The following is a 17,775-nucleotide window of genomic DNA, read 5'->3' as shown; positions in this document are numbered from 1 at the left end:
GCGCCGTTGGGGCGCGGGCTCGCCGAGTTGCCGGATTGCCGTCGGACGCCCGGCATGTCGCATGTCGGCAGGCCGGATAGCGCGCACAGCAATCATTCAAGGCATACCACTCGTTCCGGATGAAAGCATTTCGAGAGCCGTGCGGCGCATCGCCGCACCTCGCCGCACATCGCGGCCGAGCCGAACGACACGTCCGGTTCAACGGACCATCGGCCGGGTTGCCGTTCCCCGGAAACAGCGGAAGCGTTGTGCGCACGATGTGGCTGCGTCGACCCGCCGCGTGACGCGATGGAGTGATGGCGCGATGTCGCTGTGGTCGACAGGGGCACAAGGGGCACAGGAGAAACGCCCGGCGTTCGAAACGGAGCGTGTGTCAGGACCGGAGCGGCTCCCGGGGCTCCGTCGACGATTGCCGGGATCCCCTGGCGGACAATGCGTTTCGTGCAACCCCGGATACGGGCTGCGCCGAGGAATCTCCTCGACTTCGCCCCGTGGTTACCGTCATGGGGGCAACCAATGGTCCTTGATCTCGTCATCATCGGCACGGCCATCACTTTGGGGCCGGTGCACAACTGCACGTTCATTCTGCTGCTGTCCACGGACAGAGGGTTGTTGAAGGGGCTCGTCTTCATCCTCACCTGGCTCGCCGAACTCGTCCTGGTGGTCGCCGGTGTGGTGTGGCTGACCGGCGGCGACCCGCCTTCGCGGCACAGCGCGTCCTCGACGGCGGCCCTGGCGACCAAGTTGGCGGTGGGCGTCGTGCTCGTTGTCTACGGCGAGCGCAAACGGCGGCGGGGGACCACCCGTGCCCGGGGGACACCCAAGTGGCTGGCGCGGCTGGATCACGTGTCCGCGTGGACGGCCGCCGGGCTCGCCGTCCTGCTACAGCCCTGGGCGATGGTCGCCGCCGGTGGCGCCACCGTGGTGCAGGCGGACATGTCCTCCGCCGTCACGTTCGTGGCTTTGATGAGCTTCTTCCTGCTTGCCACGGCCGGCGTGCTGGTGATGGAGCTGTACGCGACGTTCGCACCGACTGAGGCGCAGGCCCGGCTCGCGCGGCTGCGCACGGCGATCGAATCACACCAGGACCAGGCGATCGTCGTCCTGTCGCTGCTGATCGGCCTGTGGCTCGTCGCGCAGAGCACCTACGAACTCGTCACGTAGAGCCGCCGGCCCCCGACGACGTCCCGGGTGCCCGGTTGGGCCGGACGAGTGGCCGGTGCGGGATGGGTGGGACCCGCTCAGAGCGTCGTCTCGTCGTGGTGTCGCGGTCTGTGCGACGCTGCACCGACGGCCGCCGGGTCGGACCCGAGTCGGACCCGAATCGGACCCGAATCGGGCCGGATCGAAAACGCGTCGCGACGTGTCGGACGTGTCGGCACGCGTCGAATCGGCATGCGCCGTCGGCCCTGGCGCGGTGCGCCGTGGCCCGCACGGTTCCGGGGTCGTGGGTGGTGTGGTCCCTGCGGAAAGGTGGCGTTGTGGCGGCGGCAGCGGGGCGCGGGCCGGCGGGCGATTCGTCCAGAAAGGTACTTCTCCCTCTGGCGTTGGCGCAGTTCATCTGCAGTTTCGCCGGGTCGAACATGAACGTCATGATCACCGACATCAGCGAGGACCTCGACACGACGGTGCAGGGCGTGCAGGTCGCCATCACGGTCTTTCTCCTGGTCATGGCGGCGCTGATGATTCCCGCCGGCAAGCTGACCGACCGCTGGGGCAGGAAGCGGTGCTTCGTGCTCGGCCTCGTCGTCTACGGGGCCGGCGCGATTCTGAGCGCCCTGTCGCCGGGGCTGGGCGTCCTGATTCTGGGCAACTCGATCCTCGAAGGGGTGGGGACGGCGCTGATGATCCCGCCCGTCTACATCCTCACCACGCTGCTGTTCACGGAGGTGACCTCCAGGGCCCGCGCGTTCGGAGTGGTGATGGCGCTGGGAGGTATCGGTGCCGCCGCCGGGCCGCTGATCGGCGGACTGATCACCGCGGCGATCAGCTGGCGAGCGGCTTTCGTCTTCCAGGCCCTGGTCATCGTCGGGATCCTGGTGCTGAGCCGTCGGATCGAGGACCCCCTGCGGCCCGACCCGGAAAGTCCGTTCGACATCGTGGGCGCCGTCCTGTCGGCGGCGGGCCTGGTCCTCCTCGTCACGGGCATCCTCGCCGCGGACGAAAGCCTTTGGTTGATGGTCGGCCTGGTGTTGCTGGGCGTTCTGGTCCTGTGCTGGTTCTTCCGGGTCGTCCGCGCCGAGGAACGGGCCGGCGAGGCGCCCCTGTTGTCGACGTCCCTGTTCCGCAGTCGGACGTGCAATCTCGGCCTGGTCACCCAGAACGCCCAGTGGCTGATGTTGATGGGCGTGTCGTTCACGGTCGCGGCGTACCTGCAGACCGTCCGCGGCTACGACGCGATCGAGACCGGCGTGATCTTCACCGCGGCCACCCTGGGCATCCTCACGACATCGCTGGCAGCCGAGCGACTCGCGGCGCGATGGGCCCAACGGACCCTCATCATCGCGGGGTTCGCGGTCTCGATCGCCGGGATCGGCGTCCTGCTCGCCCTGGTCGGCGGCTCGTCGAGCGCGTGGAGGTTCGCCCCGGGCCTCCTGCTGATCGGGCTCGGCATGGGGGTGATGCTCACCCCGTCGGTCAACATCGTGCAATCGAGCTTCCCGGAGGAGCGGCAGGGGGAGATCTCGGGCCTGTCCCGCAGCGTCTCCAACCTCGGATCCTCGCTCGGCACCGCGATCGCCGGCACGATCCTGGTCGCCGGCCTGTCCACCGGCGCGTACGCGGTCGCCATGGCCGCCCTGGCCGCCATCGGTCTCCTCGGCCTCGGCGCCGCGGTGTACCTGCCGCGCGCCGCCGGCCGGCCGGACGGTTCCACCGGGACCGGGGCGGGCGGTTCGCCCGGAATCACCCCTGGCAGGTGATCCGAGGGGCACTCGGGCGCGCTAGCGTCGCATTATCCCGGTCGGCGCACACATCCCGATCGGCGGTAGCGCGCCGCCCGGGAACGGGTGAGGAGACACGGCATGCGCGAGTCGGCCTCCGAGTACGCCGGCTCCGCGTACGCCGGTCCGCTCGCCGAGGGGATAGGTGCGTCCGGCGGGCGACTCGGTGACCTCCCCCAGGCTTTACGCACCTCGCGCTGGTCGCAGCGGCCATCGCGCCCGACGAGCGACTCGACCGTGTCGAGGCGTAGCCCGTCGTTCCCGACGCACCCCTCTGGAACCGCCGTGAGCAATGAATTCAACGACATGGGCCCGATCGACTACCTGATCATCGAGTTCCCGGGCAGCCACATGACCGGAGAGGGCCTACCCCTCCTCATCGACCTGGTCGACCGCGGCATCATCCGCATCCTCGACCTGGCCTTCGTGCGGAAGCAGCAGGACGGCACGGTCTCGGGCCTGGCCTTGGCCGATGTGACCGGTGACGGGCTGCTCGACCTCACGGTCTTCGACGGCGCGTCCTCCGGCCTGTTGGGCGAGGAGGACACCGCGGAGGCCGCGGCCTCGCTGCGCCCCGGAGACTCCGCCGCCCTGCTTCTCTACGAGAACCTGTGGGCCGCGCCTCTCGCCGCCGCGCTGCGCCGCGGTGGCGCGCGCATGGTGGCCGGCGGTCGGATCCCGTTCCAGAACGTCGTCGACGCGCTGGACGCGCTGGAAGCCGCCACCTGACCCGCGGGCCCGTCCCGCCATCCCGAGGAGGCAATCATGCCCGGACTCCTGCGCGGCGTCGCCCGTACGGCCGTCATCGCCGGAACCGCCACCGCCGTGTCCAATCGCGTCTCGCGCCGCCAGGCCGGCCGCTGGGCGCAGCAGGGCGAGGAACAGGCCGCCCCGCCGCCCGCCGCCGCTCCGCCCGCCGCCGCGCCGGCCGACCCCATCGCCCAACTCAAAGACCTCGCCGCGCTCAAGGAGCAAGGCGTCCTCACCGACGACGAGTTCGCCGCCCAGAAGGCCCGCATCCTCGGCGCGTGAAGTCGGGGAGCGACACCGCCGCCCGCTCGCGGCGACCCGGCGCGCGTTCCGCGCCCGCGCGGGCGCCTACCCCGCCGCCCGCTCGCGGCGACCCGGCGACCCGGCGAGGCGACTACCCGTGCGCCCGGGAGTCCTCGTGGGAGCGTGTCACACGGCCCGACGCCGCCAGCAGCGCGACCACGGCAAGCAGCACCAGCAGGATGACCACCAGCAGCACGATCGTCAGCGCGGTGGGGTGGTTCCACAGTGCGAACCAGAGGGCGACGAGCAGCACCAGGCCGAGGATCAGCCATCTGCGGTAGGCGTCGACCCAGGTGCCGACGGGTCCCGCCGTGAGTCCGTGCGTGTCCCCCCACCGTGCCACGGAGTCGGCCGTGCGGTCGGTGCCCCCGCGCAGCGCGCGCGGCAGGCCGCCGGTGCCGGACAGGTACGCGCCGATCGCCACCACCAGGCCCAGGACCAACCCGGTGACCGTGCTGACCTTCAGGAAGTGCAGCAGCCTGTCGAAGACCGCTCCCGCCGCCGCCGGGGACAGCACCTCCGGCGGCAGGTGGTCCATGTAGTAGCGGCGCACGATCGCCAGCGCGACGAGCATGACCACACAGGCGGCCGCGACACCGAAGGCGGTCGTCACCAGGGCGCGACGGCGCCTGCGGGCCAGTGCGATCCCGATCGCACCGATCACGACGGTGATCACCGGCAACCAGTTGCCGATGACGTCGAGCGCGTGCGCCGCGTTCCTGACCTTGTTCATCTGGTCCGACCGGAAGAGCACCATCTGCTTGTCGACGTCGGGGATGCGTGAAGCGGGCTTGACTCCCGCGTCGACGAGGCTCTGCCGGACGTTCTCCACCGCGTCGCCGACATCGAGCGTGACCGTTCCCCCGTTGATACCGACCGCGCCGCGTCCATCGCCGGTCAGCACATCCACGACGGCCGTGTGCGCCTTCCGGTTGGCCTGCGTCCAGATCGTCTCGAACCTGTCGCTCGTCACGAAACGGTCGGCCGCCTTCCGGGCGACCTGGGTGACGGCATCGTCCAACTGCGGGGCGAGCGAGCGTACGGCGTCGCCCACCCGCGGCGGCAGCCCTTGGGATTCGAGCCAGCCGGCGACATCGGAGGTGACCGCCTTGCCGTCCGCGCGCACGTCGACCGCGCGCACGATCCGGTTGGCGGCGGCGTCCTCGATCGCGGGGTCGGTCGCGAGCGGCTTGACCGTCTGGACGTAGCGGTCGGTGTCGAGGACGATGTCGTGCACCCACACCGTGATCAGCGAAACCGGCACCAGGACGCAGGTCAGCGCGATGAGTACGGCCGAGGCGAATGCCCGGGCGAACCCGAGGACGTGCGAGCCGGCCCCGCGGTGCGGTGTCGGAGCGGCCGACACACCCCGCGAGCCCTCGGTTGCTCCGCCATGAGGCTCCGATGAGCTGGACATCGCGCTCCTTCTCCCAGGCCGACTCCGCGTGTTCGGCCGACTCCGCGTCTTCGAGTGTCACCGACGGTGACGAGGTTGGCACGTCGGGTTCCGCCACTCGGGCGTGCCCGGTCGCGATGTGGGCGGGCGTTCGAGGGCGGATCGTCCCCGCTGGTGAGCCGTGCACAACTGGGGTTGAGTGGAAATGTGGCCTGATTCCAGCTCCCCGGACGTGGGTGACCCCACCATGCGCGACCTCTCGGCGCTCGACTCCGCCGGACCGGTGCCGGCACCGGAGCGGGCGCGGGCGACGGCGCCGATGCTGACCGACCGGTTCGTCATCCCCGCGACACCGAAGGTGTTCGTCGAGCGCCCGGCGCTGTTGGATCGGCTGACCGCCGGAATCGCGGGACCACTGACCCTGGTGGGCGGCTCCGCCGGAGCGGGGAAAACCGCGCTCGTCGCGCACTGGATCACCTCGGGCGCGGCCCCTCGGGGCACCGCCTGGCTCACCGCGGAGGAACGCGACGGCCCCGGCGCGTTCTGGGCCCACCTGCTCGAGGCACTGCACCGGAGCGGGGTGCGGCTCCCGGTCGAGGTCGGCGCGCCGGTACGCGACGAAGGCCTGGACTCCTGCGTCCTGGTACGCCTCGCCGCGGCGCTGGCCGCCTGCCGGGACCCGGTCGTGCTGGTCATCGACGACTTCGACGCGGTCTCCGCCGCGGGCGTCCCGGAGGATCTGCGCTTCGTGCTCGCGCACGCCGCCGGCGGCCTGCGGCTCGTCCTGACCGCCAGAACCGAGCCGCTGCTGCCGCTGCACCGCTACCGGCTGGCCGGCGACATCACCGAGATCCGCAATGCCGACCTGCGCTTCACCGGACCGGAGACCGAGCAGATCATGCGGCGCCACGGACTGGACGTGTCACCGGCGGCGGTGGACCTGCTGACGGAACGCACCCGGGGCTGGGCCGCCGGGCTGCGCCTGTGCGCCCTGGCGATGGGGCGCAGCCCCGATCCCGAGGCGTTCGTGCGGCAATTCGCGGCCGACCGTACGACGATCGCCGACTATCTGCTCACCGAGGTCCTCGACGCGCAACCACCGGCCACCCAGGACCTGTTGCTGTGTACCTGCGTCTGCGACCGGATCCACCCGGACCTGGCGGACGAACTCACCGGTCGCCGGGACGCGGCCTGGACGCTGGGCCGACTCGCGCGCGACAACGCCTTCGTCGACCGCGAGGAGGGGGCGGAGCACTACCGGATGCACCCCTTGTTCGCCGAAGTCCTGCGAGCGCACCTGGGCCACCGGTTTCCCGACCGGGTACCGCTGTTGCGCGCCCGGGCGGCCCGGTGGCTCGCCCGGACCGGGCGACTGGGCGACGCGATCGCCCAGGCGACGGCCGCGGCCGACTGGTCGTTCGCGTCCGCGCTGCTGACCGGCGACCTGGCCCTGGGCAAACTGTTCACGGGCCTGGAGACGTCCACCCTGACCCGCGCGTTCGCGACCATGCCGACGGACCTGCCCGGCGCGGCACCGGCCCTGGTGGCGGCGGCGTGCCGGGTTGCCGAGGGCGACCTGCGCGGCGCCGCGGCCGCACTGCGGCGCGCGGACGCGTGCCTGACCGGGGTCGCCGACCCGTGCCTGCTGCTCGGCCGAGCCCTGGTCGGCGTGCTCGTGGCCCGACCGGCGGCCGACGCGGAGGCCGCCGAGCACGCGGCGGCCGACATCGACCGCCTCATGCGGCAGGTCCCGCGACCGCTGCGCGAGCGGCACCCGGAATTCCTCGCCCTCACGCTCGTCAACCTCGGCGCGACCGAGTTGGGAGGCGGGCGGCTGGACCGCGCCGAAGCCACCCTCACCACCGCGCTGGAGGCATGCTCTCGACCGGGGACCGAGGAACCGCGCTGCGACGCGCTCGGATCGCTGGCTCTGGTCGACCTGCTGCGGGGTCGGCTGCGCGACGCCCGGGCACACGCCCGCGATTCGCTCGCACTGGCTCGCAGATGCGCGCTGCCGCCGGACCGCGTGACCGGGCTCGACCACCTGGTCCTGGCCGGCGTCGCCACCGAACACGACGACCTGGACGCCGCCCGGGCCGGCCTCGACCTGGCGAACGCGGCGGCGGACACTTTCCACCAACCCGTGGCGAACGTGCGGGCGGCCGTCATCGGCGCCCGATTGGCGACCGCACGAGGGGACGGCGAGCGAGCCCTCGCCATCCTGCGGGGCGCGGCCGGCTCGACGCGGGACGCCGTGGCGGACACGGCGCGGTGGGAGGCGGACGAACTCGCCGTCGCGCAGTCCTCGGCCCACCTGGCCCAGGGCGACCCGGACGCGGCGTTGCGGGTGCTGGGCGGCATCGGCGACGGCCGTCCCGGGTACCTCGTCGCCCGGGCGCGGGCCCTGCTTGCCACGGGCGAACGCGAGCGCGCGCTGAAGCTGCTGACCGACCTGCCCGCCCACGCGACGAACGCCGACCGGGTCGAGGCCCGCCTGCTGCAAGGCGCCGCCGCCGCCGAGGCCGGCTCCCCCGCGGAGGCCGGCCGCCTGCTGGGCGAGGCGCTCGAACTTGCCCGCGCCGAAAGACTGCGGCGGACCGTCGCCGAGGCGGGCCCGTGGGCGCGCCGGCTGCTGCGCCGGGACCCGCGGCTCGCGACGGCCCACGGTTGGCTTCCCGCCCGTGTCCGCGGACGGACGGGCACCGGCCCGCCGGCGACTCGCGCGCCGGGCCGCACCGGCGAACACACGTCGGCCGTACCGGTGCCGCTGACCGACCGCGAGAGCGAGGTGCTGCGGGAGGCCGCTCGGATGTCGTCCACGGAGGAGATCGCCGCGGCACTGTTCATCTCACCGAACACGGCGAAAACCCACCTGAAGAGCATCCACCGCAAGCTCTGCGTCACCCGCCGCAGCGAGGCCGTGCGTCGGGCGCGCAGTCTGGGGATTCTCGAATGAGCGCGCGGTCTCCCCCGAATCGGGCGATGCCGAGGGCCGGACCGTCGACGAGCATGGCAGCGAAAGCATGGTCCCGGCCTCGGCCGCAAGCTTTGAGGACGTGCCGTATGCGCTACGAATTTCGAGTGGCCGGCCTCGTCTCCGAGCCGCTCGGCGAAGCCTTCCCCGAACTCGGCCGCGTCCAGGTGCCCGATCAGACACTGTTCATCGGCAGCGTGACGGACGACACCCACCTGTACGGGCTGCTGCTGCGTTTTCGGTCCCTGGGCCTGACAGTGGTCGAGATGCGGCAGTTGCCGCAGTGAGCGCGGCACCCGCACGACCGACGTCGGGGACGGCTCCACCGTGAACAGGCAAGGGAACTTCGATGTTCAGAACGCACCGGTCCGAAGCCCACGAGCGCAGGGCACAACACCGCGCCCACGCCGACTACACCGGTGGCGTCTACGGATCGATGCTCGCCGCGTCCGTCATCGTCGGCGCCGGGGGATTGGGCTCCTTTCCACGCCTGCAACTGATACTGCTGCTCCTGGCCACCGGACTGGTCTTTTGGATCGCCCACGTTCACGCGCAACTGTTCGGCGAACGCATGTCCCGACGGCGGATGAACCGCGACGTCGTCATGCGCGTGTGCCGGGAGGAGTGGCCGATCTTCAAGGCCGCCATCCCGCCGGCGATCGCGGTGGCGGTCAGTCCGCTGCTCGAACTGGGAGCACAGGGCACGGTCTGGCTGGCGCTCATCGTGGCCGTCGGCGGGCAGGTCGGATGGTCGCTGGCCGCGGCCTTTCGATTCGGTGCCTCCACGCGGCTCGTGGTCGTCTCCGCGGCGGTGAACCTGGTGCTCGGGATCGTCATCATCGTCCTCAAGGTCGTCCTGACGCACTGAACCCGGTCCGGCCGGGACGGGACGCCGTGAGCGCGGACGCGGTCGAAGCCGCGGTCGGAACCGGCGGTGGGCGACCGGCGTGCGTCGGCCGGAAGGGGGCCGCGGTACGTCGACTGCCGCCATTCGACGTACCGCCGTGGCGAGCCGCGAGCCCGTCCGTCGGGGCGCTGCGACGATGTGGCCATGACGGACAAGGCCGGGGCCGCGAAGCGTTCGGCGGCGGGACTCGTCCTGGGGACACTGGCCGCCGGGCAGTTCGTGATGGCACTGGACAGCTCCGTCATGAACGTCTCGATCGCGACCGTCGCCGAGGACGTGGGCACGACCGTGACGGGAATCCAGGGCGCGATCACGGCCTACACCCTCGTGATGGCGATGTTCATGATCCCCGGCGGCAAGGTCGGCCAACTCATCGGGCGCAAGCGCGCGTTCATGATCGGCTGCGCCGTCTACGGCTGCGGCTCCCTGACCACGGCGCTCGCCCCGAACCTGCCCGTACTCCTGTTCGGCTGGGCGTTCCTCGAGGGGATCGGGGCGGCGTTCATCCTGCCCGCGATCGTGGCACTCGTCGCCGGGAACTTCCCCGTGGAACGCCGGCCCGCCGCGTACGGACTCGTCGCCGCAGCCGGCGCCGTGGCGATCGCCCTCGGGCCGCTCATCGGGGGCGTCGCCACGACGTACTTCTCCTGGCGTTGGGTCTTCGCCGGCGAGGTCCTGCTCGTGCTCGTGATCCTGCTGCTCGCCCGACGCGTCGCCGACGCGCCGACCGGCGAACGCGCGCGCGTCGATCTCGTCGGAGCCGTGCTCTCCGCCGTCGGGCTCGGGACCTTCGTCTACGGCGTGCTGCGTTCCAGCGAGTGGGGCTGGTTCGTGCCGAAGGCCGACGCGCCCGATTGGCTCGGCATCTCGCTGGTCGTGTGGTTGATGCTCACGGGTCTGGCCGTCATCCGGCTCTTCCTGCACTGGGAGGCCCGCCTCGTGGAGCGGGGCAGGGATCCGCTCGTGGACCCGGCGATGCTGCGCAACCGGCAGCTCACCGGCGGCCTGACGATGTTCTTCTTCCAATACCTCGTGCAGATGGGCGTGTTCTTCCTCGTACCGCTGTACCTGTCGGTCGCACTCGGGCTGTCCGCGCTGGACACGGGCGTGCGGATCCTGCCGCTCTCGCTCACGCTGTTGGCAGCCGCGATCCTGATTCCGCGATTCCTCCCGAACGTCTCGCCGCGGCGCGTGGTACGGCTGGGGATCCTCGCGTTGCTCGCGGGCGCGCTGGCCCTGATGGCGGCACTCGACGCGGGCGCGGGCGCGGAGGTCGTGACCGTCCCGCTGTTGTTCATCGGGCTCGGCATGGGCGCACTGGCCTCCCAGCTCGGATCGGTCACCGTCTCGGCGGTGCCGGACGAGCAGAGCGCGGAGGTCGGCGGCATCCAGAACGCGGTCACCAACCTCGGCGCCTCGATCGGCACGGCGCTCGCGGGGTCGGTCCTGATCGCCACGCTGACGACCTCGTTCCTGACCAACATCGAGCAGAACCCGGCGATCCCGCCCCAGGTCACCAGCCAGGCGAGCGACGAACTCGAGAGTGGAGCACCCTTCCTCTCGGACGCCCAACTCGAGTCCGCCCTCGACGAAGCGGGCACGAGCCCGGGGGTGTCCCAGGCCGCGCTCGACGCGAACGACGAGGCCAGGCTCGACGGCCTGCGCGTCGCACTCGCCATCCTCGCCTTCGCCGCACTCCTCGCGATCTTCTTCACCCAGCGGATCCCGACGACCCAACCTCGCTCCGAACAGGCCTAGGACGCGGATCCCGGCGGCCCGACCTCGCTCGAAACAGGGGTGGAGGCCCATCCGCCGTGCCCGCGCGGGCACGGCACGACGTCGTGGGCGGCGCTCGCGCACGCGTGTCCGCCGCCGGTGGCGCACCGGGCCCTCGCGGGTCGGAGGGTGGCGGACCGAGTCCGGCACTAACGTGGATAGCGCGATGACCGGCGTGGTGGCTCGGGCTGATCCCGCGTGCTGTGCGCACGCGGTCACGGAGGAGTCATGACGGATTCCGAGAAGCCCGGCCGGGCCCCGGGAACAGGCCGCGGCAGTGGGGGTTCCCCCGGAGCGGCCGGGACCCCCGAGGCGCAATTGCCGCCGGTGACGGCCGCCCAGCGCCGGCTGGCCCGGCTGGCCTTCGCGGCGGCGCTCGGCGCCGCGGTGTTGCTCGTCAGTGGTGGTCTCGGCAGCCTGTCGGTGCTGATCGTGGGCGTACTCGGACTCGTGGTGACCCTCGCGGCGCTGTGGGGCTTCCTGAGCAACCGAAGCCCGCTGCGCTGGGTCTGCGCCGGCATCGCCGTCGCCGCGCCGATCATCGTGGTCGTTTACTACGTTGCCCGCGGCCAGGTGTGGGACATCGTGTCGACGGTGCTCCTGGCGGCACTGGCGGTTGCCGCCGCGAGGGCCGCCCTGGTTTTGGCCCGGCCGCCCGCCGGCATGCCCGAGCGCGAGACGCCGCCCCCGATCCGCCCCTTCCTGATCATGAATCCCCGCTCGGGCGGAGGAAAGGTCGCCCGGTTCGCCCTGGACGACAAGGCGGCCGCGCGGGGCGCCGAGGTGGCGCTGCTGGAGGGTCCCGGCCAGGTCGACGTTGCCGCCATGGCCCGGAAGGCGGTGGCGGACGGGGCCGATCTGCTCGGGGTCGCGGGCGGCGACGGCACCCAGGCACTCGTCGCCGGCATCGCCGCCGAGCACGATCTCCCGTTCCTCGTCGTCTCGGCGGGCACGCGCAACCACTTCGCGATGGACCTCGGGTTGGACCGGGAACGGCCGGACGCCGGCCTCGACGCCTTGAACGAAGGCGTCGAGGTGTGCCTGGACCTGGGGCTGATCGGCGGCAGGACCTTTGTCAACAACGCCTCGTTCGGTGCCTACGCCGAGGTCGTGCAGAGCCCTGCGTATCGGGACGACAAGCGGGGCACGATGCTTCGGCTGCTTCCCGAGACGCTCTCCGGCCACCGCGGCCCGCGTTTGGTCGTCCGGATCGACGACGAGGTGGTCATCGAGGCCCCGAAGGCACTGCTCGTCAGCAACAACCCGTACGAGTTCGGCGGTCCGACCGAACCGGGCCGGCGGGCCCGCCTCGACACCGGCCTGCTCGGCGTCGTCGCGATCACGGTCGACAACGCCGAGCAGGCCGTCGAACTGCTGCGCGGCCGCCGTGGCCGAGGACTGCGCGCGCTGGTCGCACACGAGGTGGTCGTCGAGTCGCCCGCCCCCAGGATCCCGGTCGGCATCGATGGTGAGGCCGTGCTGATGCCCACTCCGGTGCGCCTTACGATCCGGCCGCTCGCCCTGCGGGTGCGCGTGCCGCGGGAACGGCCGGGCGCGCCACGGTCGAAGCCGCCGATCGACCTGGCCCTGCTGCGCCACCAGGCACTGAACATGACACGTCTCGCGGGTGGTGGGACGCCCACGACCCGCCGCCGCGACCGGGGGTGACGGGTCGCCGACGGCCCACCGGCGGCCCGCCGCGAGGTGACGGCACACCGAACGGCGCACGACGAGGTGACGGCCCGGCGCTCTTCGGCACACCGCCGATCACCGCTCGGCGCGGGTGCCTCGCCGGACTTCTACCGCGGAGCCGCTGCCTTGGTCTTCGTGGTCGACCACTTGAGCTCGATCTCGAGCTCGATCTCGCCGTCGCCCACTTCCACCTCGACCTCGCTGCGCAGCTCGTCGGGAACGTGCATGCTCAGCACGCCCGGGCCGAGTTCCAGCTCGACGTGGCCGCCGCGCCGCAGCGCGGTCGCGAGCGCGGAGAGCAACTCGGCCGCCTCGGTGCGCGACAGCGAGCCCTTCTGCTCGAATTTGAGGTCCTTCATGGGAAGCCTCCCACTCCGCTGCGAACAAGCTTTGCAGTCGAGTCTGCGCCCCGCGTGGCCCCTGGGCATCCGGTGGCCGCGCGCGCCGGGCGGGCGGGATCGGCGGTACGCCGCTCCCGAGCGTCGTACGGTCGCACTCCGGGCGGGGCGCGACCGGCCGTCTCGACTGGACGCCGCGAGTCGGGCGCGTTCCCATGGAGGCGGGGCCGATCGACTCCGCGGCCGGTCCGCGCCGGATCCGCCGCAAAGCCCTCGGGTCGCCGTGCGGCGCGATCATTTCGCCCGGGTGGGTGACCCGACCACACGATCCGCGGAAGGCACCGTCGGTGACGTCCTCGAGGATTCTCGGATGAACGTCCGGCAGGATGAGCAGGCCGCGGTCCGGCATGCGGCGGCCCGGTTGAAAAGCGCCTTCCCTTCCGTGGATCCGGCCACCGTCGACGCGCTCGTCGAGGCGGCCCACGACGCGCTGAGCGATGCCCCGATCCGAACGTACGTCCCGATCCTGGTCGAACGGCGCGCCAAAACGATGCTCACGGACGGCGTCACGCCGCCGCCGGCGCCGTTGGCACCGGACGCCGAGCCCCGGGGCCACGGGGCCACCGCCTGGCACATCGTGGATCGGTGAGCCGATACCCGGACCGGTGGTCCGACAGCGCTGGGAGCGACGGACAGGACGGTCACCCGGCATGCGCCGGCGCCGGGTGGCCGGGCACCTGGGAGATGGCCCGAAAGATTCTTCGTGATTTCCCGGGGAGCCGTGTCGAGAACGCGAGAACGACTCCGACCCACCCGTGAGAGCAACGCGCGACCCGGCCGAATCCGTGCGAAGCACATCGACCGGGCACAACATGGGAGGAACTCGTGACTCAGCTCTTGAGGGTGCAGAACTTCAACGTCTCCGCCGACGGTATCGGCGCCGGTGAGGACCAGAGCCTCGAGCATCCGTTCGGGCACGTCGAGCCGGAGAGGTTGTTCGCCTGGGCCGGTGCCACGGCGAGCTGGCCGATGCGTACCGATCCCGGGGGCAGTCGGGGCCTCGACGACCTTTTCACGCGGGACTACCCGCGCAACATCGGTGCCGAGATCATGGGCCGCAACAAGTTCGGGCCCCAGCGCGGGCCTTGGCGCGATCACGAGTGGCGCGGCTGGTGGGGCGACGAGCCCCCGTTCCGCACCCCGGTGTTCGTCATGACCCACCACGAGCGTCCTTCGTTCACGCTCTCCGACACCACGTTCCACTTCGTCGACGCCGACCCGGCCACGGTTCTCGAACAGGCGCGGGAGGCGGCCGACGGCAAGGATGTGCGGCTCGGCGGCGGGGTCACCGTCATCCGGGAGTTCCTCGACGCGGACCTCGTCGACACCATGCATGTGGCGGTCTCGCCGATGAAGCTCGGGTCCGGGCTGCGACTGTGGGAGTCACCCGACGAACTGCTCGACCGCTTCCACCTGGACGTCGTGCCCAGCCCGAGCGGCGTGACGCACCACCTGTTCTGGCGAAAGTGACACGAATTTCGCCCACCTGAGGTGCCCGATGTCGAGCGGGCGCAGCGGGTACGCGGCGACCGGGGTGGTCGGGCCGGCGCAGTTCGGGGCCCGGTCGCCGGGCTGCGGTGCTTCGGCCGGTTCCCACGGGCTGCCGGCGAGCGGGCCGCCCCGGTAGTTGGCCGGGCGCGGGCCGTTGCCGCGCTGGGCCACGGGATGGGGTGGTTCCGGTGCCGGGTTTGGCCTCAGTCCTGGTGGTCGGGCGTGGTGCGGGCGTTGTCGACGAGGTCGCGCAGTTGGGAGCGGGCGGTGATGCCCAGCTTGGGGAAGCTGCGGTACAGGTGCGAGCCGATCGTGCGAGGGGAGAGGAAGAGCCTCTCGCCGATCTCGCGGTTGGTCAGTCCGCGGGCGGGCGGCGAGCCTGACGATCTGCTGCTGTTGCGGGGAGAGTTCGGCGAGCGCGTCGGGTGTGGAGTCGGTGACGTCCAGGCCGCGGCGCGCGCTTCGGCCCGGGCCCGCTAAATCCACGGGCGGGCGCCCAGGCGCCGGAAGGTCTCCAGGGCCTCGGTGAGGGGCGCTCGCGCCTGGGCGATGCGGCGACGGCGCCGCAGCCACTCGGCGAGGTCCAGGAGGGTCTGGGCGCGTTCGAAGGGCCAGTGCTCGGGCACCGGGTCGGCCAGGGCCGCCCGGAAGTACCGCTCCGCGTCCTGGGAGTCGGCCGGCAGGCCGCGAGCCCGGCTGATCAGCGCGCGCAAGCGAGGCGAGGTCCGCCCCGAGATCACGTGCGGAGCGTTCCACGATCGCGACGGCCTCGTCGCGGCGGCCACCGCGCACGGCGGCCGCGACCAGATCCGCGAGGGCCGGGTAGGCGGCGTGGTAGTGCACGGGCGCGCCGTCCGCCGTGAAGACCGCGCGGAGTTGGTCGTACGCCGCCTCGTACGCGCCGTCCGCGAGGGCCGCGGCACCGAGGGCACGACGGGCGTAGACGGCCACCGAGCGGCTCTCCAGCGGGTCGATCAGGGCGAGCGCGTCCTCGGCCCGGACGCGGGCCGCCGCGCTGTCCCCCTGGTAGGCCAGGACGGTGGCGTCCACCGCGGCGGGCACAGGCCACGGCGTGGTCGAGGCCGGCCGTCGAACCGAGCGCGCTGCTGCGGGCGCGGGCCTCCCGGGCCCGTCCCCACCTTCCTTGTTCCACGTAGCTCCACGCGGCCTCGCCGCCCAGACCCTCCGGGAGCGGTCCGCGCATCCCCCAGCGGTCGAAGGCCTCGTCGAACGCGCGGACGGCCTGTGGGGTCTCGTCCAGCAGCCACGCCATGATCGCGAAGGCGGTGAGCCGGTCGGGCCTGCGTCGTGCCTCGGCCGCGAACCGCGGGAGCAGGGAGAGCAGTTCGGCCCGGTCCTCGAAGGGGTCGGACACGGCCCGTACCCAGGCGCGCAACCACGCGGGTGACGCGTCCGCGGGAAGGCTCGCCAACACGCCTCGGACGCGGTGTCGTTGGGCGTCGTCCCCGCAGTAGAAGCGGACCACGGCGGCGCCGGCCAGGAAGTCCAGCGCGATGGCGGGCCGGTCCGGAGCCAACTCCTGGGCGGTGACGGCCAGTCGGGCGAAGACCACGGGGTGGCGCACGGTCAGGGCCGCCAGCCGCCCGACCTGTGCGGCGGCGCCGGCCGGCAGTGACGCGTCGTCGGTACGGGCGTGTACCGCGGCGGCCAGTTCCTCGACCCAGGGGAGGTCACCGGTGAGCACGGCCTCCGCGGCGGCCTCGACGAGCAGGCGGGCACCGTCCTCGCGCGGTGCCAGGTACGCGGCGTGTTGCAGGGCCCCGGCCGCCGCCGCGTGGCCGCCGCGACGACGGGCCCGGTCGGCGGTGCGTTCCAACTCCGCCGATACGGCCGGGTCCGGGGGCGTGGCGGCGGCGAGGTGCCAGGCGCGCCGGTCCGGCTCGTCCCGCAGCACTTCGGCGAGAGCGAGGTGGGCCACGCGCCGGGCCTCGACGGACGCGGCGTGGTACACGGCGGATCGCACCAGCGGGTGGCCGAACCGCAAGCCTCGGGCGGTCCGTCTGACCAGTCCGGCCTGCTCGGCGGGCAGCCAGGTGTCGTCCTCGGCGCTCGGCAGCGCGGCGGGGAGGGCGATGGCGGAGTCGGCGGTGTCCATGGCCGCCAGGAGCAGCAGGGCCCGGGTGGTGGGCGCGGGCAGGTCGTTGAGCCGAACCGCGAAGATGCGCTCCAGGTGGTCGGCGACGGGGAGCGGGCCGGCGGACGGCGGCCCCGCGGCCGCCTCGTGTGCGGTGGCCGTCCCGGCCAGTTCGGTCAGCGCCAGCGGGTTGCCGTCGGCCTTGGCGAGGATCCGGGTCCTCAACCGGCCGGTCGGGCGCCGCGGTTGCCGGTCCAGCAGCCGGCCGGCCGCGCCCTCGTCGAGCGGCTCCAGGGTGAGTGTCGGGACGTGCCGGTCCAACCCAGGCAGGTGATCGCCGACACGGGCCGCGATCAGCATCGTGACCGGTTCACCCGCCAGACGTCGGGCGGCGAAGAACAGTGCGTCCAGGGACGCACGGTCGAACCACTGCGCGTCGTCCAGGACCACGAGCACCGGCCCTCGATCCCCCAGGGCCGAGAGCAGGTTCAGGACGGCGACCCCGATCAGCATGAGGTCGGGCTCCGGTGCGACCGGTCCCGTACCGAACGCGGCGTGCAGCGCCGCACGTTGCCGCTCCGGCAGCCCGTCCGCCTCGGCGGATACCGGCCGCAGCAGTCGATGCAGGGCGGAGAACGCCAGGCTCGACTCCGACTCGCTGCCCTCCGCGTGCAGGACGCGGGCGCCGGTGGTCTCGGCCCGGCGTACCGCCCGGTCCAGCAGGGCGCTCTTTCCCATGCCCACGTCACCGAGCAGCGGCAGGATCGGGTCGGCCGATACCGAGTCCAGCACGTGGAAAAGGCGTGCCAATTCCGCGTCCCGGCCGACGATGGGCTTTTCCGCATCCGGCATCGGTCCCGTGCGCGCACGGGGGCGCCTGGGTGCTCGTCCACGGGGTCTCCCGGAATTGTGGCTCGTCGATCGTCGAAGGTTGTCGATCTTCGATCGGAGCTGTCCTGCCTTGTCGCGCCCAGGCTACAAGCGGGCGGGCCGGGTGCCCTGGGCGTGTGGGCGGGGTGCCCGGGCATGCGAGGCGGTGCCCGGGGCGTGC

At 72.4% G+C, this 17,775-nt stretch carries 13 protein-coding genes and 1 pseudogene; 11 read left to right on the top strand and 3 right to left on the bottom strand.

Translation table 11 applies throughout. The features are described from left to right. The first annotated feature begins 516 nt into the window (after nt 1-516). The 4 genes from ACWCPW_RS09940 to ACWCPW_RS09925 all read left to right on the top strand — a co-directional run bounded on the left by ACWCPW_RS09940 (nt 517) and on the right by ACWCPW_RS09925 (nt 3,974). Nucleotides 517-1,164 carry a GAP family protein gene (locus ACWCPW_RS09940; RefSeq protein WP_449761062.1) on the top strand — a complete coding sequence of 216 codons (648 nt, stop codon included), beginning with the start codon at nt 517-519 and terminating at the stop codon, nt 1,162-1,164. A gap of 419 nt (nt 1,165-1,583) precedes the next feature. Then, nucleotides 1,584-2,921, top strand: a complete 1,338-nt coding sequence (locus tag ACWCPW_RS09935; protein WP_449761061.1) for an MFS transporter — start codon at nt 1,584-1,586, stop codon at nt 2,919-2,921. 327 nt (nt 2,922-3,248) lie between these two features. Continuing rightward, a complete protein-coding gene (locus ACWCPW_RS09930; RefSeq protein WP_449761113.1) occupies nt 3,249-3,671 on the top strand; it encodes a DUF6325 family protein in 423 nt (140 codons plus the stop codon). Nucleotides 3,672-3,707: 36 nt separating this feature from the next. Continuing rightward, nucleotides 3,708-3,974 (top strand): SHOCT domain-containing protein, encoded by a 267-nt coding sequence (locus ACWCPW_RS09925; RefSeq protein WP_449761060.1) that lies wholly within the window; start codon nt 3,708-3,710, stop codon nt 3,972-3,974. Between the two features lie 112 nt (nt 3,975-4,086). On the opposite strand, the gene ACWCPW_RS09920 is transcribed toward ACWCPW_RS09925, so the two are convergent. Beyond that, the gene (locus ACWCPW_RS09920; RefSeq protein ID WP_449761059.1) at nt 4,087-5,412 is read right to left on the bottom strand and encodes a hypothetical protein; all 1,326 of its coding nucleotides are present in this window, start codon (nt 5,410-5,412) and stop codon (nt 4,087-4,089) included. Between the two features lie 226 nt (nt 5,413-5,638). Here ACWCPW_RS09920 and ACWCPW_RS09915 point away from each other — a divergent pair, with 226 nt between their 5' ends. From ACWCPW_RS09915 to ACWCPW_RS09895, 5 genes are all read left to right on the top strand, one after another. Beyond that, nucleotides 5,639-8,347 (top strand): LuxR C-terminal-related transcriptional regulator, encoded by a 2,709-nt coding sequence (locus ACWCPW_RS09915; protein WP_449761058.1) that lies wholly within the window; start codon nt 5,639-5,641, stop codon nt 8,345-8,347. Between the two features lie 107 nt (nt 8,348-8,454). After that, on the top strand, nt 8,455-8,652 hold the full coding sequence (locus ACWCPW_RS09910; RefSeq protein WP_449761057.1) for a hypothetical protein: 198 nt from the start codon (nt 8,455-8,457) through the stop codon (nt 8,650-8,652). Between the two features lie 62 nt (nt 8,653-8,714). Beyond that, nucleotides 8,715-9,233 (top strand): hypothetical protein, encoded by a 519-nt coding sequence (locus ACWCPW_RS09905; RefSeq protein WP_449761056.1) that lies wholly within the window; start codon nt 8,715-8,717, stop codon nt 9,231-9,233. Between the two features lie 183 nt (nt 9,234-9,416). Then, nucleotides 9,417-11,030: an MFS transporter gene (locus ACWCPW_RS09900; RefSeq protein ID WP_449761055.1), complete on the top strand. Its 1,614-nt coding sequence runs from the start codon at nt 9,417-9,419 to the stop codon at nt 11,028-11,030. Between the two features lie 246 nt (nt 11,031-11,276). Beyond that, a complete protein-coding gene (locus ACWCPW_RS09895) occupies nt 11,277-12,716 on the top strand; it encodes a diacylglycerol/lipid kinase family protein (RefSeq protein ID WP_449761054.1) in 1,440 nt (479 codons plus the stop codon). Nucleotides 12,717-12,847: 131 nt separating this feature from the next. Here the strand turns inward: ACWCPW_RS09895 and ACWCPW_RS09890 are convergent, their stop codons facing one another. Continuing rightward, nucleotides 12,848-13,099 (bottom strand): amphi-Trp domain-containing protein, encoded by a 252-nt coding sequence (locus tag ACWCPW_RS09890; protein ID WP_449761053.1) that lies wholly within the window; start codon nt 13,097-13,099, stop codon nt 12,848-12,850. A 349-nt stretch (nt 13,100-13,448) separates the two neighbouring features. On the opposite strand from ACWCPW_RS09890, the gene ACWCPW_RS09885 reads away from it, so the two are divergent. Further along, nucleotides 13,449-13,727, top strand: coding sequence for a three-helix bundle dimerization domain-containing protein (locus ACWCPW_RS09885; RefSeq protein ID WP_449761052.1), 279 nt, complete (start codon nt 13,449-13,451; stop codon nt 13,725-13,727). Between the two features lie 236 nt (nt 13,728-13,963). Further along, nucleotides 13,964-14,608, top strand: a complete 645-nt coding sequence (locus ACWCPW_RS09880) for a dihydrofolate reductase family protein (protein ID WP_449761051.1) — start codon at nt 13,964-13,966, stop codon at nt 14,606-14,608. Nucleotides 14,609-14,832: 224 nt separating this feature from the next. Here the strand turns inward: ACWCPW_RS09880 and ACWCPW_RS09875 are convergent. Then, a pseudogene (locus ACWCPW_RS09875) lies at nt 14,833-17,617 on the bottom strand (helix-turn-helix transcriptional regulator). Between the last annotated feature and the right edge of the window lie 158 nt (nt 17,618-17,775).

The organism is Embleya sp. NPDC001921 (genome assembly GCF_053594475.1).
Note: the sequence above shows the minus strand (reverse complement) of the source record. Positions and strands in the feature narration are given on the sequence as shown.